This window comes from Trichococcus sp., assembly GCF_049684335.1.
GTDB lineage: Bacteria > Bacillota > Bacilli > Lactobacillales > Aerococcaceae > Trichococcus.
The window spans coordinates 1-22711 of sequence record NZ_JBAVFV010000011.1 but is presented as its reverse complement, the minus strand read 5'-3'; the positions used below and the strand labels follow the sequence as shown (position 1 = coordinate 22711).

Annotated in this window: 18 protein-coding genes; 3 read left to right on the top strand and 15 right to left on the bottom strand. The window is 47.4% G+C overall.

What is annotated here, in order from left to right:
- Positions 1-58 precede the first annotated feature (58 nt).
- The 7 genes from WBM30_RS02065 to WBM30_RS02035 all read right to left on the bottom strand — a co-directional run bounded on the left by WBM30_RS02065 (position 59) and on the right by WBM30_RS02035 (position 6168).
- The gene (locus WBM30_RS02065; RefSeq protein ID WP_424899139.1) at positions 59-436 is read right to left on the bottom strand and encodes a hypothetical protein; all 378 of its coding nucleotides are present in this window, start codon (positions 434-436) and stop codon (positions 59-61) included.
- 135 nt (positions 437-571) lie between these two features.
- Positions 572-1837 carry a diaminopimelate decarboxylase gene (locus WBM30_RS02060; protein ID WP_424899138.1) on the bottom strand — a complete coding sequence of 422 codons (1266 nt, stop codon included), beginning with the start codon at positions 1835-1837 and terminating at the stop codon, positions 572-574.
- On the bottom strand, positions 1834-2538 hold the full coding sequence (locus tag WBM30_RS02055; RefSeq protein WP_086627910.1) for a TrmB family transcriptional regulator: 705 nt from the start codon (positions 2536-2538) through the stop codon (positions 1834-1836). The genes WBM30_RS02060 and WBM30_RS02055 overlap by 4 nt, the downstream gene beginning before the upstream one ends.
- A gap of 156 nt (positions 2539-2694) precedes the next feature.
- On the bottom strand, positions 2695-3312 hold the full coding sequence (gene udk / locus WBM30_RS02050) for a uridine kinase (protein ID WP_424899137.1): 618 nt from the start codon (positions 3310-3312) through the stop codon (positions 2695-2697).
- A 142-nt stretch (positions 3313-3454) separates the two neighbouring features.
- Positions 3455-4393 (bottom strand): AEC family transporter, encoded by a 939-nt coding sequence (locus WBM30_RS02045; protein WP_424899136.1) that lies wholly within the window; start codon positions 4391-4393, stop codon positions 3455-3457.
- Positions 4394-4573: 180 nt separating this feature from the next.
- A complete protein-coding gene (locus tag WBM30_RS02040) occupies positions 4574-5551 on the bottom strand; it encodes a hypothetical protein (protein WP_424899135.1) in 978 nt (325 codons plus the stop codon).
- A gap of 56 nt (positions 5552-5607) precedes the next feature.
- On the bottom strand, positions 5608-6168 hold the full coding sequence (locus WBM30_RS02035; RefSeq protein ID WP_424899134.1) for a hypothetical protein: 561 nt from the start codon (positions 6166-6168) through the stop codon (positions 5608-5610).
- A gap of 187 nt (positions 6169-6355) precedes the next feature.
- Here WBM30_RS02035 and WBM30_RS02030 point away from each other — a divergent pair, with 187 nt between their 5' ends.
- Both WBM30_RS02030 and WBM30_RS02025 read left to right on the top strand, forming a co-directional pair.
- Positions 6356-7075, top strand: coding sequence for an IS1096 element passenger TnpR family protein (locus WBM30_RS02030; protein ID WP_424899133.1), 720 nt, complete (start codon positions 6356-6358; stop codon positions 7073-7075).
- A gap of 227 nt (positions 7076-7302) precedes the next feature.
- A complete protein-coding gene (locus WBM30_RS02025) occupies positions 7303-8271 on the top strand; it encodes a hypothetical protein (protein ID WP_424899132.1) in 969 nt (322 codons plus the stop codon).
- 71 nt (positions 8272-8342) lie between these two features.
- Here the strand turns inward: WBM30_RS02025 and WBM30_RS02020 are convergent, their stop codons facing one another.
- The 6 genes from WBM30_RS02020 to WBM30_RS01995 form a co-directional block, all read right to left on the bottom strand.
- Complete coding sequence (locus tag WBM30_RS02020) at positions 8343-8573, bottom strand: hypothetical protein (RefSeq protein ID WP_424899130.1); 231 nt, start codon at positions 8571-8573, stop codon at positions 8343-8345.
- Positions 8574-8649: 76 nt separating this feature from the next.
- Positions 8650-9906: a hypothetical protein gene (locus tag WBM30_RS02015; RefSeq protein WP_424899129.1), complete on the bottom strand. Its 1257-nt coding sequence runs from the start codon at positions 9904-9906 to the stop codon at positions 8650-8652.
- A 178-nt stretch (positions 9907-10084) separates the two neighbouring features.
- The gene (nifJ, locus tag WBM30_RS02010; protein WP_424899128.1) at positions 10085-13624 is read right to left on the bottom strand and encodes a pyruvate:ferredoxin (flavodoxin) oxidoreductase; all 3540 of its coding nucleotides are present in this window, start codon (positions 13622-13624) and stop codon (positions 10085-10087) included.
- Between the two features lie 234 nt (positions 13625-13858).
- Complete coding sequence (locus tag WBM30_RS02005; protein ID WP_424899127.1) at positions 13859-14653, bottom strand: carbon-nitrogen hydrolase family protein; 795 nt, start codon at positions 14651-14653, stop codon at positions 13859-13861.
- A gap of 101 nt (positions 14654-14754) precedes the next feature.
- Positions 14755-17148 carry a L,D-transpeptidase family protein gene (locus WBM30_RS02000; protein ID WP_424899126.1) on the bottom strand — a complete coding sequence of 798 codons (2394 nt, stop codon included), beginning with the start codon at positions 17146-17148 and terminating at the stop codon, positions 14755-14757.
- 279 nt (positions 17149-17427) lie between these two features.
- The gene (locus WBM30_RS01995; RefSeq protein ID WP_424899125.1) at positions 17428-19875 is read right to left on the bottom strand and encodes an AAA family ATPase; all 2448 of its coding nucleotides are present in this window, start codon (positions 19873-19875) and stop codon (positions 17428-17430) included.
- Positions 19876-20117: 242 nt separating this feature from the next.
- On the opposite strand from WBM30_RS01995, the gene WBM30_RS01990 reads away from it, so the two are divergent.
- Positions 20118-20576 carry a VanZ family protein gene (locus WBM30_RS01990; RefSeq protein WP_424899124.1) on the top strand — a complete coding sequence of 153 codons (459 nt, stop codon included), beginning with the start codon at positions 20118-20120 and terminating at the stop codon, positions 20574-20576.
- A gap of 59 nt (positions 20577-20635) precedes the next feature.
- Here WBM30_RS01990 and WBM30_RS01985 read toward each other — a convergent pair whose 3' ends face one another.
- Together WBM30_RS01985 and WBM30_RS01980 are read right to left on the bottom strand one after the other, a co-directional pair.
- Complete coding sequence (locus WBM30_RS01985; RefSeq protein WP_424899123.1) at positions 20636-21334, bottom strand: DNA/RNA non-specific endonuclease; 699 nt, start codon at positions 21332-21334, stop codon at positions 20636-20638.
- A gap of 213 nt (positions 21335-21547) precedes the next feature.
- Positions 21548-22471, bottom strand: a complete 924-nt coding sequence (locus WBM30_RS01980) for a metallophosphoesterase (RefSeq protein WP_424899122.1) — start codon at positions 22469-22471, stop codon at positions 21548-21550.
- Positions 22472-22711: the final 240 nt, after the last annotated feature.

Here is a 22711-nt window from a genome sequence, read left to right as displayed (position 1 = left end):
CAAAAAGCTGAAGAAACACCCGCAAAAGGGAGGTTCTTCAGCTTTTTGGTTGGTTATATTATTGAGTCAGATGCGCTTCAATCCTAGCGATGTCTGCCAGATCTTTTTCCCTGCCCAGCTGGTTCTTCATAACGATGACTGATTCCAGGCTCGCGACCGGAACCTCCTCGATCATCGTGATATCCCCTCTATGCCAATCCTCGAAAATTTCCACATCCTCGCTGAAAATCACTTTGCGGGCAAAGGCGCCTTGTTTGATTGGGAATCCCTGAGCCGCTAAAACTTTGAACGCTTCCTTGGTGCAGCTGATGTCGATATCCTTTGTTTCCTCTTTTATGCCATGCATAACCAGTGCTGTACCGGTGATGACGCAATAGTCTTCCGGCTTCAAAGGAAGCGCCGATACGTTTTCCTTGATCGTTTCTTTTCGGAACATGTTCTTCACTCCTCGTTAGTTCATCCAGGGAACATTATATCACGCAGTCAGATTAATTTCTTGGAGCGAAGCAAAAATAAGACGGGCCAACGAACATTTTCTGTGCTCGTTAGCCCGTCTATTATTTATTTCCGTTTATTTCACGTCTTTGAACAGGTCCGTGAAATCAAAGGTTGCGAAGTAATCCTTAGGTGTTTCCGCGCGACGGATCATTTCTGTACCGCCGTCTTCCTTCAACAGGATTTCGGCCGATCGCAATTTTCCGTTGTAATTGTAACCCATCGAGAAGCCGTGCGCACCGGTATCATGGATTACGACCAAGTCACCGATGTCGATTTTTGGCAACATGCGGTTGATGGCGAATTTATCGTTGTTTTCGCACAATCCGCCGGTCACATCATACATGTGATCTTCTGGTTGATCTTCTTTGCCCATCACGGTGATGTGGTGATAAGCCCCATACATCGCCGGACGCAACAAATTGACTGCGCTCGCATCCAGACCGATGTAATCTTTGTAGATGTGCTTTTCATGGATAGCCGTTGCCACCAAACAACCGTATGGCCCAAGCATGAATCTGCCCAGCTCCGTATAGATCGCAACATCTCCAAGGCCGGCTGGTACCAAGATCTCTTCGAACGCCTTGCGGACACCTTCACCGATTTTCGCTACATCCGCAGCTTTTTGTTCCGGTAGGTAAGGGATGCCGATTCCGCCTGAAAGGTTGATGAAAGTGATATCCGCGCCTGTTTCTTCCTTCAGTTCGACCGCAGTCTGGAACAGAATGCCTGCAAGGATCGGATAGTACTCATCCGCAACGTTATTACTGGCTAGGAACGAATGCAGGCCGAAGTGTTTCACGCCTTTTGCCATCAACTTTTTGAAGCCTTCCGTCAATTGCGGACGTGTGAAGCCATATTTTGCGTCTTCGGGTTTGTCCATGATTTCATTATTGATCGTGAATTCACCACCTGGATTGAACCGGCAGCTGACCGTTTCCGGCAATCCAGCTACTTCTTCCAGGAAATCGATGTGGGTAATGTCGTCCAAATTGATGGTCGCATTCAGTTTGCGGGCGAATTGGAAGTCCTCCTTAGGCGTCACGTTCGAAGAGAACATGATTTCATCGCCTTTGAAACCGAGTGCATCGGACATCATCAGCTCTGTGTAGGTCGAACAATCGACGCCGCAGCCTTCTTCTTTCAGAATCTGCAAAATGGCCGGTGTCGGTGTTGCCTTCACAGCGAAGTATTCTTTGAAACCTTTGTTCCAAGAGAAAGCCGCATTCAATTTACGCGCATTCTCACGGATACCTTTTTCATCATATAAATGGAAGGGCGTCGGATACTGTTGTACGATTTCTTCCAATTGCTCTTTTTCAACAAATACTTTTTTTGTCATTTCGCTTCAAATCCTCTCATCATTTCGACTACTTTGATTTCGTTCTGCAACGATTCTTTCAATAAATCAACTACATTTTTCTTTCCGGAATACAGGCAAGTGGAAAACTCGCCCTCATCGATATCTCCAGTCAAAACGGTCGTGGAATCCACGATGATCCTGACTTGTTTCTTCGGCTTCTCCAAAACATGAACGGTCATGCCTTCCTGAGGGAAAGGCGTATCGGTTATGACGACCATTTTTATGCCACGCTGATGCGCAGCCTGCATTTCCGTCAAAAGTTCCGGCAGGATATTCCCGGAAACGGACAAGTAGACGCGAGACTTCGATTCTGAAATCATGTTGCGCATTTTGTCCATTATGCGGTGTTCGCCTGTAATAGTTATGTACCCCTCCGCATCTTCTCTTCTTTGGGGGATGTTCTTAATCAATTCCTGCTTGGATTCCTGAAGGGATCGGATTTTGTTCCCACAGAATTCTTCCACAGGTACCGGCGTATAGCGGGTTGTCTCCCCTTCAATAATGAAGGCCGCTCCTTTTTCAACCAACGAGGCCAATGATGCATAGGCGTTCGAACGTGAAATACCGGTTATTTTCGATACTTCATAGCCGTTCAGATCCCCGTCCGAAAGCAACGTCAGGTAGATAGTCGCTTCGTGCCTAGTCAGATTAAATCGCGTCAATAATTCTGTGTTATCCACTGAATAGATCCTCTCATTTCGATGCGTGCTCTGCTTTTTTGACAGTAGTATTACTGCATAGGAACACTATATACTATTTCTGTTTTCTTGTCTATTTCTAATGCTTTTTTCATGAAATAATATTTTTGGAGTTATCTATTGGGAACGTACCGCTCTTTAGACATGATGATGGCTATAATGCTCCACCAAGTCTCCTAGCATGTCAGTGGCGATGTCGTTCTGCCCCCCACGCGGCACAATAATGTCGGCTTGTACTTTGGATGGCTCGATGAAGGCATCATGCATCGGTTTGACGGTCGTCAGATAACGGGCAATCGTACTCTCATAGGTGCTGTTCCGCTCCCGTATATCCCTTTCGATCCTTCTGATCAGGCGGATGTCCGGTTCCGCATCCACAAATATTTTGATGTCGATCATGGAAACTAATTTGGGTATGGCCAAAATCAGGATCCCTTCCAGTATGACTACGGGCTTCGACTCGATCCGGGTCGTCTTCTTAGAACGCGCTTGCACACTGAAATCGTAGATTGGCGCCTCGATGTCTTGTCCTAAACGGAGTTTGGCCAAATCTGAAATCAAGAGTTCGTTATCGAAGGCGTTTGGATGATCGAGATTCAGTTTTACACGATCTTCCACGCTCAGATGCGTCTGATCCTTGTAGTACCAATCCTGCGATACATAGACGACATTGCCCTTGCCCAGTCTTTTCGCGATCGTTTTTGCTACGGTAGTTTTGCCGGCTCCCGATCCTCCGGTTATCCCGATGATGATCATCTTTATCGTCCCCTGTCATAAGATGGTTGTGTTCCTTCTACATCCATTATAAGCTTTAAGAGGGTCATAGGCGAACGCGAGTGGACAAAAAAAGGAAACAAGAATCTGCTTCTGAGCAGGCTCTTGTTTCCTTACATAGGATTCAAATCAAAAATAATGATTTCAGCACAGTTATGAAGACAACCAAACTGAATATCGAAAAGATGGTAGTGAAAACGACGATTTGACTCGCCAAATCCGGATCCCCGCCCATCTGTTGCGCCATCGTGTAGCTGGATACGGCTGTTGGACCGCCCAGCATCGTCATCATCGGAACCAAATTTTCTCTGGTCAATCCGTAGAGGACAGCCAGCGTCAGACCGATTATTGGGATCAAAACCAATTTGAAGAATACAGTCACCGCCAGTTGGAGTCGCGCATTACTCAAGGCATCAAAGCGGAAAGTACCGCCCATGACAATCAATGCCAACGGTGTGACCAGACCTTTGATTCCGCTCAGCGTATCGTCGAGGAACAGCGGGAATTGCAATCCGGAAAGGCTTATCAGTATCCCTATGACTGTACCGATGAACATCGGATTCTTAAGGATATCCAGGAGGATCCGAACGGGTTGGATCTTATGATCCGAATAAACGGAAAGTGCCACGACGGAAAGAACATTATTCAAGGGAACAATTACTGCAATCAGTATCGATGTCATTCCCAATTGGCTTTCCGACAACAACGAAGTAGCAATCGGCAATCCGAACAGGACAAAATTGGAACGGAATGTCCCTTGTAGCATCACCCCGCGTTTGGCATTGTCCTTTTCGATCCGCGGAATGAATAAAGCAAAAAACAAGAAGAAACTTAAAGTAAGTCCGACAGCGAAAAAGAGCACATCAACTCTGAATGTGCTTCTGACATCCGCTTCGTAAACGTTCATAAGGAGATTGATCGGCAAAAAGAACCGAAAAATGGCATTATTCAATTTTTGGTAAGTCGTGCCGTCCAACAGCTTGGCCCGCAATAATCCTTGTCCGATCAACATGTACAACAATAAAGGCATTACTGCATTCACCGCAATGGAAAAATTCCCCAATAAATCCTCTCCTTTTTTTGGAAGTAAAATTAATAATACAAAGCCTTTTTGAGTAATAAAAGTCTGATTCAAGCAACGATATCAGTGTACCATAGATTTTCGTTGATGGGACAGTGATTGTAGGGAGCCGGGATAATTTGAACGGATCGTTGTCATGGTATTGATCAAAAGCAGAGCAATTTATCTTCCTGCTGCACGCAATACATACAAGGCATCTGATGTTACCCACTCATTGCCGCTCTTGACGTCCACTTCCCCCCAGTCCAGATAGGTGCTGTTTGATGGCCTATTTGCATCCTTTTCATCAAGGGTTCGGCCATATTTTGCTTCCAGCGGCCAGCTGCCATCCGGGAGCCGTTTGGATTCCAAAAGATCCAACGCATCATCGCAACGACTGTCTGCAACGATCCCCATCTCTGCCATGACCTTCAAGGCGAAGAGGATATCATAGTGCCAATAACAAGGGTAATGCAATACTGTGAAATCGCTCTTGATTATCCTGTTGTTCGAACGTCTGCGGTAAATGTGGCGGCACAGGAAGACCTCCGCTGCTTTTTCACATGCATCCACAACCTTTTTGTCGCCGGTCTGCCTGCCGAAGAGAGCCAATGCCCGCAACGGTATCAAAGATTCAGTGAAGGATGAATCATCAGCCTGCGGATTCGGATCACAGTTCCATCCGCCATCCGGCCACTGCCATTTCAAAAGCAACTCCACCAATAAGCGAGCTGTTTCCATCCTGGACTGATCGTTTAAGCTCAACAGGGAATACAAGGCATTCCCTTGTTGGGAGGCATGTCTTCGGAACCTTCCATTGATAGTGTCATTTTCCCGGAATTCCGGTTTCAGCCAATGCTTGCAGACTTGGTCGATTATCGGCAATATATCGGGATCGTTTTTTGGATAGCCGAGGTCAGCCAAAAGTGTCAGCGCCCAATGCGCGCCATCCCATTTTTTGTATGGATTATCCAACGGCAGGAGCATTCCAGAGGCATCTTTTTTGCTCAGGATTTTATTGACCCGATCAGAATGTTTTATTTCCGACAGCAGCTCACTGATTTCGGACGAATCAGGATCTCCCCCCAATATCCGGACCCTAGCAGCATACCGGATGGACGGCTCTGGTGATTGTAACAACTTTGAAACGACTGTAGACATAACACAGGCTCCTCTCCTGGCCTTAATTCGGCTGATAAAGTTTTACCTAGTCCTGCTTAGTGCCTATAAGACCAGGTCTTCCTGTTCGAATCGTACGTTATCTTATTTCTCATGATCCTCAAAATTTCAATATACCGCCTGATGGTGGCCTCATTTTTGTCGATGGCTTTCGCCAAGTCGTGGGTGGTGATTCCTGGATGATTTTCGATAAGATCCCGGACCTGCATAATATTGGCAAGTGTATGAATCGTGGTTTCGGCACTTTTCGCTTTCTTGCTTGCCTTCGACAGCAAGTCTGGCAGCTTGCCCTTCAGTTCCGAAAAGTTTTCAAAGGCTTCTGCATGTGCGGCCTCCGTCAATCCGGCTACTTCTTGTCCAAGAAGTAGCCGTTTTGTAAGATTGCCATCGACCTCCCGGAAATATTCCGACAGCACGACAACGGCTTCCTTATCCAGTCTATCCGCTGAAATGACGGAAAGGAAATGGCCTGTTGACATCAAATCGCGAAAATCCCTTGCAGTCAACACCTCACACTCTATCTCTTCGCTGCATTTCCGCAAATAGTCGCTTTCCTCAGTCGTCAAACCATAAGCGATGATGTATCTACTGTCCAACATGCAACTTCCTCCTCCATCACTACTTTCTCTTCGCGCAAGTTCTTTGTCATATCCATTATAACGAAATAGATTTGTAAACTGCATTCCTGAACCTCGGATTTCTGATGAAAAAAGTCATGTTTATTCTTTGCTCTTCACCTTGGTAAAGCGCTATACTTGAATAAAGAAGAGAACAGGGGTGGTCAAGATGATTTATGAATTCAGGGTTGCTGTCCGTGACATTGGTGTGCCTATTTGGCGGGATATCCAGGTGAACAGCGATGAGACTTTCTACGATTTCAACAGCATCATCCAAGCGGCATTCAGTTGGAGCGGATTTTTCGAGCATCGTTTTGAAATCACGCGCTCCGGCGGCACAAACCTCCTTCCGATCATCATCGAGGAGACACCTTTGGACGCTTTGGAAGATTATACGGACGAGAGCGACTTCCGGGAATATTCCGATGAAGAACGTGAAGATGTGGATGAAATCGAAGAAGATGATTACGACTATCATGATGAAAACGACAGCGCAGAAAATGAGGACCAGACTCTCCAAAAATATTTCACCGATATCGATGATGCAGCCACCTACATCTATTTTACCGATGCTGTCATAGAAGTGGATATTCAACTCACTGAGATGGTTGCGCCTCAAGAAGATTGCCGCTATCCGATTTGCGTAGCCGCGGAAAATGCCAGTCCGGACGAAATGGAGGACCGCAGCACGATTCTGCAAAATCGGGATAAATTGAAAATGACGGACACCCAGGATTTGATCCGCTTGATCAACTTCGCTTTATCCCAGTTGGGCGACTCGGATATTTTCGATGCGGATTACGAAGACTTTGGGTCAGAATATGCGATCGATACAAGCTGGGATGATGTTCTTCCCGATGAGACAGAAGATTCTCCGCCCAATTATTGAGAGTTAAACAAAACCAGCAGGCCATCCTTAAAAAAGTGGCCTGCTGGTTTTGTTCTGGGTCCACTCCGGTGTTTGTCTGGTCATACTTTCTTAACAAAAGAATCGTCATTCCGCAACAAATGCATCATAAATCTGTGTTATGATGTCCTTTGAATGTTCCTGAACTGCGGATTCATTTTTGATGCTTCAGTTGTTCAGAGCAAATTGACATATAAGGGGGCTTAGGTATGACTTACCCGATCATCATCATTTTTCTTCTTATCCTGACGTTCATCCATATCATGAAAAAACGCAACGGCAAGGAATCCAGATTTCCTTTCACATCAGTGATTCTCGGCTTGCTTTTTGGATACCTGCAGCAAGCCACTGCTATCGGCAGCATCATCGGCATTCCGGATTTCGGCCTGTATATTTCATTGGGATTTTTCATTCTCGCAACGCTGCAGGTCCTGATTGGGAAAAGCAAGCAAAAACGCGAAGCGAATGCCCGATTCCGCAGCGGCGTATCCGGGTTGATCATGGGGACTGGTTTCCTCTATCTGCACGCCCAAACAGCCAGCGATCAACTGATAGCTACCAGAACGGGCATTTCCGGATTGACGCTCTATTTGGCCATTGGCTGTTACGCTCTGGCGGCCCTGTCCTTTTCAGCCAACTTGAATAAACTCCTGAAGAAGCAAGGAACTCATTTTAGAAACGGTGTTCTCGGCGCGCTGTTCGGCACAGTTTTCCTTTTTCTGGATACGCAAACGGTGGCCGGTGAACAATTGGCGAACATCACCGGGCAGAACAGCCTGCTTCTGTACGCCGCACTCGTCAGTTATGCGATTGCCGTCTTCAGCATGCTTATGGAGGCCAACAAACGCTTGAAAGTGTCCAGCGGCAATACCAAACGGGCGATCTTGTGCGCGGGCTTGGGAGCATTATTAAGATACATCCATCTTAGGACAACGCTGGATGATCTGTTGGGTGTTTCCGGGTTGATGGGCACCCTCTCGTTCGGTCTCTTCATCGCAGCCGCAATCTTCCTGGCGCTGGATCTCTTCAAATCGGGCAGATTCAAAAGCAAGAAGCGCTCTACTGTAAAGCCCGCCAAACAACCGAAACCTGTCTTCACACCGGAACAGCCGACAGTCGAAAATGCGGAAGCAACCGGCCTCTCACGGTCAGAATACAGACGCAAACAAAACCTGTAAGCCTTCCAAATCGCTTATATCTTAAATAAAAAAGCAGTGGACCCTCATCATCTGAGAGCCCGCTGCTTTTTTCAATCCTCGTCCTTGATGTCAGGATCTTCCGGCAAAGGCGTATTCAAATAGGCCTCCCATTCGTGCTTGTACTTTTCCCTCTGTTCAATGAAAAAATTGAATTGATCGCGGTTCAGCAGTATGTCATCATCCACGCTGATTGTGCGGATTTGCCGCTCGCGGATCAAACGATGGATTTCACTGACCGGCACTTCCAGATAGTCGGCCGTTTCTTGAATATTCAGATACATAATAACACCTTCCATAAAGCTCATTTCATTCATTTTACACCAAATTCGGAAATTTCGGGGGAAATTTTCTGTCCTATCAGCGCAGGCGATTGATATCGGGATTGAAGTAGTTTTTCCGCTTGACCCAGACCGGGCCTTCCCCTTTTGTGATCAAGAGCACATCGATTGGTCCGCCGACCGTTTCCATCGAAAAGGATATTTTCCCTTTGAAGGAGGTGATGTTGACCAACGTTTCCGCAATCAAAGCGAGTTCCTCCTTCGGCATCGAATCGATCGTCATCAAGACAGGGGTCAAATGCCGCTCTTGTTTCATGTTTTCGAAGGCATTCAGGCCCGATTCGACTAGCGTCGCCTTCAATTTGTTGATTTCCGGAGCATCGCTTTCCTTGAGTAACTTTTTCTCAGTCAGTTCCGAAACAAATTTTTCAAGTGTGGCGCGGAGCAATTCCCCAAGATCAGCCTCCAGATCCGGCGCTATGCCGTTAATGACCGTATGGACCATATCCTGCTGTGCAAATGGAACAATGGCCGAGGAACATCTGTCTTCGGCAAAATCATTCATCACGATCTGTCGCACAGTCAGCCGTTTTTTGATTACCCTGTCGACGACACCGGCTATGTCGTACTGGTAAATGCTGGGGAACAGCTCAGTGTAGCCGAAACCGGCGATCACTAGGCCGGAGTAGGTGTCTGGATAATAGCTGTCGCTGTATACATAATTCCGCACGATTTTATAAAGATCCGGCTTAAATTTATCGTAGAGGTTCAAGCCCAGGAATACCGTATCGAAAAGCTCCTTAAAAACCTCGTCCAGCTTCTCCCCGTAACGGTCAGAGAAGACTTTGATCGGCGCCTTTTTGGTGATGCTCTTCATCTTTTCGCTTTCTTTCAGCAACGCCGGGATCTTTTCCTCGACAGCCTTTTGGTAATCCGCCAGAGTGAATGCACCGGGTGACGGTACATAAGTCGTATTCTCCAAAATATTGCTGACATTTTCCGCATACCCTATGATGAGCACTTCGGTAAAAATAGAGGAGTAGATTTCATCCACACTCTCAAGATAATTGAAGAATTCGGTGCAGTAATCCCAGACCGAATCCAATGGGCGGGCACCTATTTTCTGATGGAAGCCTGTTACGATGATTTCCCATGGAATCCCCATGAATTGCACATTCCCGAACATCATGATGCCGATCGAATGGCTCGGTCCAAGCGAAAAAATCTTATTGCCGGAATTGAATATTTTCATTTGTTCGCTGTTCCCCATCGTCAAAGCCGAATCAGCCGCCAGGACCAATCCGTTTGCGTTCAATATCCCTACTTCTGCCGTCATGACGCTTCCTCGCTTCCTTTACAAACCCGTTTCCCAAAAGCGCTTTCTTTCCTCCATTATAGCCTTCCCTGTACCTTTTTTCAAAACATTACGGACGCTGTCGTAACTTTTGATGCATGCCTGAACGCAACAAAAAGAACCAGCCGCTCTATTAAGCGGCGACTGGTCCGGATTGATGCTAGTCTGTATAAGAATCCAAGCGTGCATAGGACTGATAACGGTCTTTTGCTGCCAGGAGGCTTTCGTCGAAGATCGCCTGTACATGCTCAGCATCATACTGGTTATACAATGAAGAGTAGCGGACCTCTTCCATCAGGAAATCCTGGAAACGTTCAAACTGCGGTTCCTTGGAATCCAACTTGAACGGGTTTTTCCCTTTCAGTTTGTTTTCCGGGTGGAAGCGGTAAAGATGCCAATAACCGACATCCACAGCATCTTTTTCGTGTTCCTGCGATACGGTCAAACCGCACTTGATGCCGTGACTGATGCATGGCGAGTAGGCGATGACGATGGAAGGACCATCGTAGGCTTCTGCCTCGGAGATGACTTTCAGCGTATGCCTAGGGTTTGCGCCCATCGCAATCTGTGCGACATATACGTACCCGTAATTCATCATCATCATACCCAAATCTTTTTTGCGGACCGGTTTGCCGCCGGAAGCGAACTCGGCGATGGCACCCAGGTTGGATGATTTGGAAACCTGTCCGCCTGTGTTGGAATAGACTTCGGTATCCAGCACGAGGATATTCACATCTTCCCCGCTTGCGAGAACATGGTCGATTCCGCCGAAGCCGATATCATAGGCCCAGCCATCTCCGCCAATCATCCAAGTGGAGCGTTTCATCAGATAGTCCTTATAGCCGACTAACTCGTTGATCAGTTGTTGGATCTTCTGATCCTTTGTGTCCGAAGTTTCCAAAGCCTTGATGTACGCTTCGGCTAACTTGCGGGCGCTGTTTTTGTCGTTGAATCCCTCTGTCCAGGCTGTTGCAGCCGTTCTGAGCGAATCGTCAATCTGCAGGTTCAAGAGCTCTCCTGTCAATTCCAGTGTGCGTTGACGCAGTTGTTTCGTCGCATGGTGCATCCCAAGGCCGAATTCCGCATTATCCTCCAACAGAGAATTTGCCCATGATGGCCCGCAGCCGGCTTCATTAGTCGTATAAGGAGTGGAAGGAGCCGATCCACCGTAGATGGATGAGCAGCCTGTCGCATTCGCTATCTGCATACGATCACCCACCACTTGGGTGACTAGTTTGATGTATGGCGTTTCGCCGCAACCTGCGCAGGCACCTGAAAATTCAAACAACGGTTTTTCGAATTGACTGCCCTTAACCGTATTGATGCCGACAGGATTTTCCTTGTGCGGCAGACGGATCATATAATCCCAGTTATTGTTTTCCTCCAGATGGTCCTCGCGGTTTTTCATCTCGATCGCTTTTTTGCGGGAAGGGCAGGTCAAGACGCAGATGCCGCAACCCGTGCAGTCGGCAGCAGATACTTGGATCCGGTATTTGTAGTCTTTGTATGGGCGCATCCCATCCAAGAATTCCACGCCTTCAGGGGCATTGGCTGCCTCGTCTTCGGTAGCCAGGAACGGTCGGATGGCGGCATGCGGACAAACAAAGGAGCATTGGTTGCACTGGATGCATTCTTCGGGGTTCCAGATCGGGATCTGAACGGCGATTTCGCGTTTCTCGTATTGCGTCGTCCCCTGCGGGAAAGTCCCGTCAGCCCTGTCCAAAAAGGCGCTGACAGGCAATTGGTTGCCTTCCATTCGCTCCATCATGTTGGCGATGTTGCGGACAAAATCCGGTTCGCCCTTCAACACTTCCGGCTCATCCTGTGCATCCTTCCAGCTATCCGGAATACTGATTTTTTGGACACCTTCCATGCCGGCGTCGATCGCTTTCTCGTTCATGGAAATGATCGCTTCGCCTTTATGTCCATAAGATTTACGGGCCGCTTCTTTCATGTACTGCATTGCCTCTTCAGCAGGTATGACCGGCAATATTTTGAAGAAGGCCGCTTGGCAGATCGTGTTGATCCGCCCGCCCAGCCCGATTTCCTTGGCGAGGTTGATGGCGTCGATCGTATAGAAGGCAATCTTGTTTTCTGCGATGTACCGCTTCATTTTAGCGGGCAAACGCGTTTCGAGATCCTCGGCCCGCCAATTGGTGTTCAGCAGGAAAGCGCCGCCCGGTTTCAGGTTCTTCAGCATGTCGTATTTTTTTACATAGGCATGGTTGTGGCAAGCCACGAAATCAGCCTTTTCGATCAGATAGGGCTCATGGATTGGTTCCTTGCCGAAGCGCAGATCGGAAATAGTGACACCACCCGATTTTTTCGAATCGTAGGAAAAATAAGCCTGTACGTGCATATCGGTATGATCTCCGATGATTTTGATCGAATTTTTGTTGGCCCCAACTGTCCCGTCGGAACCGAATCCCCAAAACTGCGCCTCGAACGTGCCTTCCTGACGGACGTCGATCTGTTCATCTATTGCAAGCGAAAGGTGGGTGACGTCATCGTTGATGCCGATCGTGAAGGGATGCTTCGGTTCCTCCTTCTTCAGGTTTTTGTAGACTGCGAACAGCTGCTCCGGCGTTGTGTCCTTCGAACCCAAGCCATAACGGCCGCCGATGATCATCGGACGCTCAAGGCGATTGTTGAAGGCCGCCACGACATCCAAAAAGAGCGGTTCGCCGATGGAGCCGGCTTCTTTCGTGCGGTCGAGAACCGCAATACGTTTTACGGAGTCCGGTAAAGCCTTCATAAAGTGCCCGACGCTGAACGGACGGTAAAGATGCACATTGAGGACACCCACTTTTTCCCCTAAGCGGTTCAGGTAATCCGCCGTCTCGCAGGCTGTTTCATACACGGAGCCCATGCAGATGATGACCCGCTCGGCATCCGCAGCACCATAATAATTGAACAAACGGTAGTCCCGGCCGGTCAATTGGTTCATTTTTTCCATATAGCCTTCGACAATTTCCGGAACAGCATCATAATACCTGTTCGCGGCTTCCTTGGTCTGGAAAAAGACGTCGGGATTCTGAGCCGTTCCACGCAATGTCGGATGGTTCGGGCTAAGGCTGCGGTCACGGAACGCTTTCAAAGCATCCTGATCCAGCATTTCCGCTAGGTCGTCATACGATTGGACTTCGATTTTTTGGATTTCATGCGAAGTCCGGAAACCGTCGAAGAAATGCAGGAACGGCACGCGCCCTTTGATCGCCGCCAAATGGGCGACAGCTGCCAAATCCGTCGCTTCCTGTACACTGGAGGATGCCAGCATAGCATAGCCCGTCTGTCTGCAGGCCATCACGTCCGAATGGTCGCCGAAGATGGAAAGCGCATGGCCCCCCACCGCACGAGCGGCAACATGGATGACGGAAGGTAACAGTTGCCCGGCCATTTTGTAGAGGTCGGGTATCATCAGCAACAATCCTTGCGATGATGTATAGGAACACGCCAAAGCGCCCGCTTGCAGCGCTCCATGAACAGTGCCCGCTGCTCCGGCCTCGGATTGCATTTGGGTCACTTTCACGGTTTGGCCAAAGATGTTCTTGCGGCCCTCCTGCGCCCAATGATCGACAGCATCGGCCATCGGCGAAGAGGGTGTAATGGGATAAATCCCTGAAATTTCAGTAAAAGCGTAAGATGTATAGGCTGCGGCCGTATTTCCATCGACAGTCATATACATTTTCTCGTTGGACATAAAGGATTCCTTCTCTCAAATCGTATAGTTCACATACAGCGGGTTATTTTTCTGATGTTTTTCGACCAAGAGTCGCAGAAAATGACGAGCTGGTGCATTCGTGTGATTTCATTATAGCAAAAAAGTAAGTGCTACGGTACACAAAGAAAGGCGTTTATTCTTGAATTCATGAGAGATTAAGGGTTCTTTATCAATCCATAATCTTTTTCATTTTGCACTATCCAGGGAAATCTTTCATTCCACAACAGTTAGAGTAAGGATAGGGAGTTGTTTTCTGACGGATGCAACGCGTTCGAGATCCACTGTCACAATCGCCATTTCTTCCTTAAATCCGAGTTGGGTCAACACGTTCCCCCATGGATCCGTCACAAGCGAATGTCCGTATGCATGGTAACTGAAATCGAGATCGCGGGCAGGACTTACGCCCACCATGAACAGCTGATTGTCGACTGCGCGGGCTCGGAACAACAATTCCCAATGCGCCGGGCCGGTCGTCATATTGAACGCACCGGGCACAACGCAGACGAGGACTCCTTGTTTTTGAAGCAGCTCCCAGTCGTTTTGGAATCGGATGTCAAAACAGATGCCCAAGCCGAACAAGCCGAATTCAGTCTGAAAAACACCCATTCCGTCCCCTGGCGTCAGCGTATCGGATTCTCTGAACGCTTGCCCGCCATCGACCTGGATATCGAATAAATGGGTTTTGCTGTAGTCGTGGATCTCGTTACCTTGGCGATCGAACGTATAGCTTGTGTTATATATTTTGTTGTTCTTAATCTGTGGAATCGATCCGCCGACCACATAGATGGCATTTTCTTTCGCCATATCCGCGAGCCTCAGGTAAGTTTCTCCGCCTTTCGATTCTGCGTATTCAGGGAAAAAGGCGTTATCATAAGGACAATTGAACATTTCCGGGAGCACCGCCATATCTGCTCCACCCTGGGCTGCTTTTTGGACCAATTCCTCTGCACGTTTCAGGTTCGTTTCCTTGTCCGTTGTGACCATCATCTGTAGTAAGGCTATTTTCATTCCCATCACCCTCCTATTTGTTTTCATAATTATAACGTTTTATTGCCCTAGTGTCACAAAAAGCAGGGACAGCGGGTATATGCCGTCCCTGCTTTTCAGTTTTAATAGACTACTACCGGAGTTCCGACTGGATAACTGTAATAAAGAGTCCGGACCGCTTCGTACGGTGTATTCACACACCCATGTGAACCGTAGTAGAGGTAGATATCACCGCCGTAGCCATGCGTCTGCCAAGGCGAATCGTGCAAGCCTACCATGTTGCCCACGAACGGTATCCAGAAGCTGACGGGCGAAGCATAGTCAGCACCTATCAGGACGGATGGCGATTGTTTAAATGGCTGGATGTAGAATAAGCCTCGCGGCGTAGCGTTATTGGTGGATGGTTTACCGGTGATGACCGGAGCTGAAACAAGCATCGTCTCGCCTTTGTAAGCCCAGACGCTTTGTTGACTCAAACTGACTATGATATAGCTGTTGCCTATGTAGTAATTGACACCCGAGTTGCTGCGGAAATACCCGTTGATCACTGTCCAGTCTGTCCCTTTTGCATAGGTTGGCAAACCTGAAAGGGCCGCTTTGTCCACCCAACCGATGTAGCTGCCGTTTAGGGAAATGAGTACATAATGCCCATCAGCGGATTCCCTGATCGCATCAACCGTCTGTCCGACATAGCTGTCCGTGCTCGTCCGCCATTGGTAACCAGCATAGCCCCATGGCAAGGTATCGATCGAAAAACCGGCTTTCGAGATTGTCGGTGAATAACTCACGACGGTTCCGCCGGAAATATTTTGCGCCTGAGATCGGTAGCTGAAATCCCCCAAAGCTTTCTTATCGACCCAACCCAGTTTATTGCCGTTCAGCGAAAGTAGCACATACAATCCGTTGGCTGTTTCTTTAACTGCCTCAAACCGTTGTCCGAGGTAGTCGGTTGAAGTGGCCATCTGTTGATAGCCGACGTAACCCCATGGCAGACTGTCGATCGAATAACCCGGTGAGATGATGGCCGTTGTATAAGCAACAACGACAGCAGACGCTACATCCTGAAGTTTTGGCGGTACGGCGATATCTGTGAGTGCTCGTTTATCAACCCATCCCAATCGGGTACCATTGGAAGAAATCAAAACATATAGTCCATTCGGCGACTCTTGGATAGCTTGGATGCGCTCTCCGGTATGGTTGCTGGTCGTGTCGATTTGCCCGTACCCGGAATATCCCCAAGGCAAGCTGTCTATAGAAAAGCCGGCTGCTGCTATAGTAGCTTTATAATCTACAGGTACCCCCGTTGCCAGCTCCTGTAATTTTGGTTGGATATAGATATCTGACAGTGCACGTTTATCGATCCACCCCAATCTGTTGCCGTTCAGCGCGATCAGAGCGTACAGGCCGTTAGCGGTCTCCTTGACTGCCTGTACGCTTTGATTCAAATAAGCCGAACTTGTTGTCATCTGAGCATACCCGGCATAGCCCCATGGCAGGCTGTCGATGGAAAAACCGGCTACGCCGATACGGGCAGCATAGTCCACCGTCAGAGCTGATGCAATATCCTGCACTTTAGGCTGACTGTAGATATCCGCTAGAGCGCGCTTATCGATCCATCCTAATTTTTCACCATTTAGGGAAATCAGGACGTACTGACCATTCGCGGTTTCTTTTTCGGCCTGTATTTTCTGATCCAAATAAACTGTGCTCGTTCCCATATACATATAGCCGGAGTAACCCCATGGCAGGCTATCGATTGAATAATCTTTACCGCTGATACGTGCAGTATAATCAACGGCAACCGCTGAAGCAAGATCTTGTACCTTAGGGATGATTACTATATCGGACAAGGCTCGCTTGTCGACCCAACCCAACTTTTCGCCGTTCAGCACTGCCAATGCGTAAAGGCCGTTTTGAGATTCTCTGATCACCTCGATTTTTTGCCCTACAAAATCGTTCGTCATGTTGCGGTAAGCATAGCCGGCATAGCCCCATGGCAGACTGTCGAGTGTAAAATCTCCTTTGGCAATGACAGCTGTGTAGGAAACGACTACGTCCGATGAACTTTCCTTCACTTCGGGTAATGGTGTAGCGGCCACTGCAGTCATTTCCACTGCGGGAGCAGACTTAATCGGTGGGGCATCGCTTGGTTGAGGGGCGGCTTCGACAAAATCTGGTATCAATCCGCTCTCCGGAGGTATTCCCTCGTTGGCTGCGGGCACGCCTTCTTCATGTTCTTCCGATGCCGCATTTTCTGAAAAATCCGTTGATCCGGTTACTGTTTTCTCGGTCAGAACATCAACAGCCTCGTTCGTATCCTCTTCAAGGATGGATGATTGCTCAATCATATCGCTTTGTTCTGTTTGGGACGACCCGCTCCCTATGGTGCTGTCTGCATTCGCTCCAGCAGTTTCTGCAAAAACTGAGGGTGCCGGTGCCGCCATAAGCACGGCTACAGACAAACCGAAAATCATAACGGCACACCATTGAGATTTTACTTTACGCAATTTTTTCATGATTTATCCCACCAATCCACTTAATATTGTAAAGGTTTACATTTTTACGCAAAAATTTGATGATGGCGATTCGAAAATTAACTTTATACTTCTATTATATCAATATATTTTGTATCTTCAAAATATATAATCTAATTCTTGACATTTATTGGAAAATTGACGGACGGCTACTTTTGATATGCAAAAAGACATCAAAAAAGAGTCAAGCTGAAACCTATCGGGTCCCTGCTCAACTCTTCTTTAAGCTAAGATAGACGCGGAAATTATTGGGAAGTCATCTCATTCTGAATCGTAGTCTTCATTGCTGTAATTGTTGTGCGGGTCAATCGCATTTTGAGCGGCTTCGATGCTCTTGTTGTATTTTTCCAGTTTCAACTGGACTTTACGGAAGACACTGCCTTCCGTGAAATTCCCGTCCGATTCGCGTTTTCCGCAATTCATCCCCGTCAACAGCTCGATCCCTTCTGAAACTGTTTTGACGGAATAGATATGGAATTTAGCAGCATTCACTGCCTCAATGATTTCTTCCTTCAGCATCAGATCGTCCACATTTTGATTCGGAATGATGACCCCTTGCTCTCCGGTCAAACCTTTCGCCTCACAAAGATCGAAAAAGCTTTCGATTTTTTCGGTAGCGCCGCCGATCGGTTGGATTTCACCCTTCTGATTGATGGAACCCGTGACAGCAAGATTCTGTCTCAGTGGTGCATCAGCAAGGCTGGATAGGAGTGCATAAAGTTCAGCACTGGAGGCACTGTCCCCGTCGACTCCGCCGTAATTCTGTTCAAAAGTCAACTGGGCGCTCACTGCCAGCGGTTTTTCCTGTGCAAACTGCCCGCCGAGAAAGCCTGCCAACGTCAGTACCCCTTTTGAATGGCTGCTGCCGCTCATTTTGGTTTCGCGCTCAATGTTTGTCACTCCGTTCGAACCGATATAGGTTCGGGCTGTGATCCGCGTCGGATGGCCAAAAGCATATTCTTCTGTCTGGATCACTGAAAGGCCGTTCACTTGACCGATGACAGAATCCTGAATATCGATCATGATTTTGTCCCTCAATAACATTTCCTGGAATTTTTCCTCGATCATATTGGCCCTGTATTTCCTGTCAGCAAGGGCTCTTTTCACGTGAATATCCGAAACCATCGTTGCCCCCTCGTACTTGGCGATGGCGCTGGATTCATGGACAATTTCCGTGATTTCGTTAAATTGAGTGGATAATTTGGTCTGATTGCCCGCAAGACGTGATCCGTACTCAATGATTTTACCTAAGCCACTGCGATCAAAATGGAGGATTCCCGTTTCCTCACAGATTGAGCTGATGAATGAGACATATTTTCTGATATTCTCTCCATTGCGATCCATACTGATATCGAAATCGACTTTTACTTTGAAGAGTTTTCTGAAATCTTCATCATAAGTCAGCACTTTGTAAAATATCGGACTACCGATCAAAATGATTTTAGCGTTCAGTGGGATGGTCTCTGGTTTCAGCGTCAAGGTCGGCACATAGCGGTACTGCTCGCCGATGTTCTCGATCAAGGCTTGTTGATGCTTCAACACTTTTTTCAATGCATCCCACATGAATGGATCGAAAAGGACTTCTTTAGCCTGTAGCACCAGATATCCGCCGTTAGCCTGATGGATGGCGCCGGCTTTCACCATCGTGAAGTCAGTCGTCGTGTACATGAATTGGTTTTTGTATTCGATTTTCCCGAAGATATTGTAATAATTAGTAAATGGTTCAATTATCGCTGGCGCGCCTTTGCTGTTTTCATTGTTCACAAAGAGATTGACTTTGTATTTTATGAAGGGGTCCCCGTCGTTTTCCGGCAACTGAAAAGGATTTTGCGCTTGCGGTGCATCTGCCAAACGGAAGATGATATTGTTTTCGGTGATGTCCATCAGCACTTTATCAAGATAATCCTGGATTTTTTCCGAATAAGCGTACTTTTCTTTTAATCGGGCGATGGGAGGCTCCGTCGCAAACCGAGTTATCTGCATGTCCAATTCCTTGAGCTGTTTATCGGCCTCCTTTTCGAGCGCGCGGGAACCGCGGATGATCTCATCCAGCCTTTTCTCAAGCTTATAGGTATTTTCATCAATAACTTTGCGTTCATCAGCCGAAAGAGCTTTGTATTCTTCCGGGGAAAGTTGCTTGCCATCCCTGATCGGTATCAATGCCACGCGTCCAGGCGCTTGCCTGACGACGAATCCCGCTTTGAGAGCTTCCTGTTCGATGCTCCGAAAAACAGAATCCACCTTTTCCTGTACCACCTGGATGATGGTGCCTTTTTGTTGATCATAATCACTGCTCTCGAACGTTTTAGGAATGAGGCTTCGCATGTCCTCTACGAACTCGGTCATGTCATTGCGAAATATTTTCCCTTGCCCTGCAGGCAGAGACACCGCAATCGGTTTGTCCCGATCGGAAAAATTATAGATATAGCACCAATCATCAGGCGTATTGCCTTTCTCCGCCAACCGGGATACTACGGTCTGGACGTAGGTGCTCTTTCCGGTTCCTGGTGGACCGGAAACGAAAATATTGTAGCCGGGCACCGCCATTCCCAGCCCGAAGTCCATCGATTTCACGGCCCGATCCTGACCGATGATGCCCTGCAAGGGTGGGACATCCCTGGATGATTCGCAAAAATTCAGTTCGCCGGTATGCAAATAACTCCAACGTAGCTTCTCGACCGGAATACGGTATTTTTCTTCAAGCGACATGCAAAGGACTCCTTTACTGTTGGATTGCGCTGGTTGTGCCGGAAAAAACTATCTCCAAGATCCGGAGTAAGCGCTATCATAATTCAACTCTATTGTATAACAATTTTGATGAGATGTGGAATTTTATCCCTTTTTATTCGATTGTTACACTAGTTATTATTTCTCAAAAAATATCTCTATCCACTTTTCAGGTAGGGCTCGCTGCGCTATACTGATTTAATAGGACGGAGGGATTCAAGGGCATGCGTTTTACTTTTAACACTAGATTTACAGCTTTATGCCTCTGGATGGGCATCATTTTTCTTCTGTCTCATCAAACTGGTCAGGATTCATCCGAAACAAGCGGCATCATTTTGGAACTGTTGAAATTTTTTGGGATCGGACCAGGCAGTTCTGTTCAGGGGGCGCTCAGTTATCTGATCCGTAAGGCAGGCCATTTTTCCGAGTATTTGATTTTGGCAGTCCTGTTTTTACGTTATCGGAAACATCAAGGATCATCGGGAAAATCAGTTTTCTATGCCTTGCTGTTCGTATTTCTGTATGCCTCATCGGACGAGTTCCATCAGTCCTACATTCCGGGAAGAGGTCCGGCTTTTTCTGATGTATTGATTGATACCGCAGGGGGACTGACAGGTGTCATGCTGTATGAATGGAAACAGAGAGTTATGGAGCGGAAAATTTCGCTAGACTGCAGAAAATAAACAGGCATCCGTCTATGATGGATGCCTATTTTAAAATATAAGTGCGCTATAGCGCATCGCTAGTCGACAGCGTCTTTGGGTTCGTTGAAGACATAGACGTTCAGGTCGACTGAATCGTCATCGACACTCTTTGCCATGATGTGCAACCCTTCGCAGATCAATTCATCATCATTGAAGAGGGGGGTCACCCGATAGCGGACCGTTGTGCCTGCTTGAATCGCTTCACTCACAATGAATTCCGAGGCGAAATACATGGCCGGATAGTTGGCGTTTCGGTACAACGTCACCAGATTGCGCCAGTCCTCACCGCTTCCTCCGAGCACATCCGCCAGCAAATGACCGCGATTCAGCTGTTTGGGATTTGAATCATTCTGATTGCTTTTTGACCAGCCAGTCGGCAGGATGCTGCTGTCTGCATCGGTTCCGGTTTGGTACATTTCCGGCGTGATCATGGCGTCCATTGTCGTGACGCGGTTCAGTTTATCCAAATCGCCGTACCTGATCCAGCCCTCTCCTTCAAAGTGCAATTCTGAAGAATCAAAGGTGCTCTTTCCGCCGTTTATTTCGAGGAAGTCTGGGCCAGTATATTGAGGCGCATCATCCGCCGAAAGGATCACTGAAGTGTTGGTAGTGCTGCCCTGGTTTGAAGTTGGATCGACTCCTTCATGTATCTCAATCCAGGTCAGGATGCAAAACCATGTAAGCAGCAACAGCAGCCGCAACAGTTTGTGTTTCCCTGAAGTTTTTCTTTTTGCCATTTCGTCCCCCACAGTAAAGAATTGAAAAATTGTTCCATTTGGATAAAAATGGTTTCATCCAATGAAAGCATTCCTTCATTTTATCAGTCAACCAGTGGGAGTGCAAACCAATTTCTATTGACCATCGAACGCAATCCGTGTTGCTTTTGTTTTCTTTTGTTTTGAAAATAAAAAAGACTCTTCTGTATGGCAAGAAGAGTCGGTAAGGCAAGATTATTCAGTTGCAGTTTCATTTTTGACACTCGCCCGGATATCGAATTTCCCGATCGGATCCGGCCCGCGCATAACTTCCCTTTTGATCTGGAGCAAGCCGTCCTCATTCACGCGCGTTTTCCACCTGACCAATTGAATCTGGCCACCGGTGATTTCGATGGCGGTGATGCTTGTCGGATAGATGCAGCAGCCCGAATTGAAGTAAGGCAAATCTTTGGTCTTCGGATATTTGAAACGATGCGTATGTCCGCAGATCAGCATTTTTTCATGCTTCTGGATCCACTTCACGTAGTTTTTTTCGATTTTATGCCGTTTGTTCATGTTTTTCACGGGACTTGTCGGGCTCTTGACGCCGAATGCGTGCAGGAACCGCCAAAAGTACTTCAGGGAAAGCATCGTCGGGTACCAAAGTTGATCGTTGGGCAGATCGCCCTGCATGCCGTGGACGACGAATATTTCCTGTTTCGTCTGCCGGTCCTTCAAAACCAAGGCTTCAATCGGTCGGATCCCGGGGAGGAAATCGTAGAAGAACTCGGTATACTCGTCGTAATTCCGGAAGTAATTTTGTTCCACATACCATTGGCTTTTCAGATAGATATTGTGGTTCCCGTAAATCATGATCAGACGTTTTTCGTCATAAAAACGTTTGAGGATAGCGAATACCTCGGGATGGGCATTTTTGATGTGCTTGAATTCGTGGTGTTCCCACAGTTCATCACCATCCCCATTTTCAACGTAGATGAACTCATTTTTGTAATAATATTCCAACGCATACAAAAAAATGTTTTTGTTCCGTGCGAATTCATCCGAAAGGCTCCCATCGCCTCTGTGACAGTCACTCAAAAAAACATAATTTGATGTTTCGTCGATGTATTCGACCCTCGCTTTTTCGTAGGCTTCCGTCAGTCGTTTATCCGTAAACATGCACTACACCTCATCTCACTGAATCCATTACCTATATTATAGTTCTCCAAGGCCTGAAGCGCCAGTATTTAGAGTGATGAGGAACAACGAGAGCACAGGAAGCTCTTATCTGGTTCTGCAACTCAGTTTGGTTCGGATACTCCTTTTGATGCCCCCGACAGCAACGACAGGATACCGAAAAGGACCATTCCGAAGCCAACGATGTAAAAATAAGGGAGATAGACTGAATCAGTACCGGCT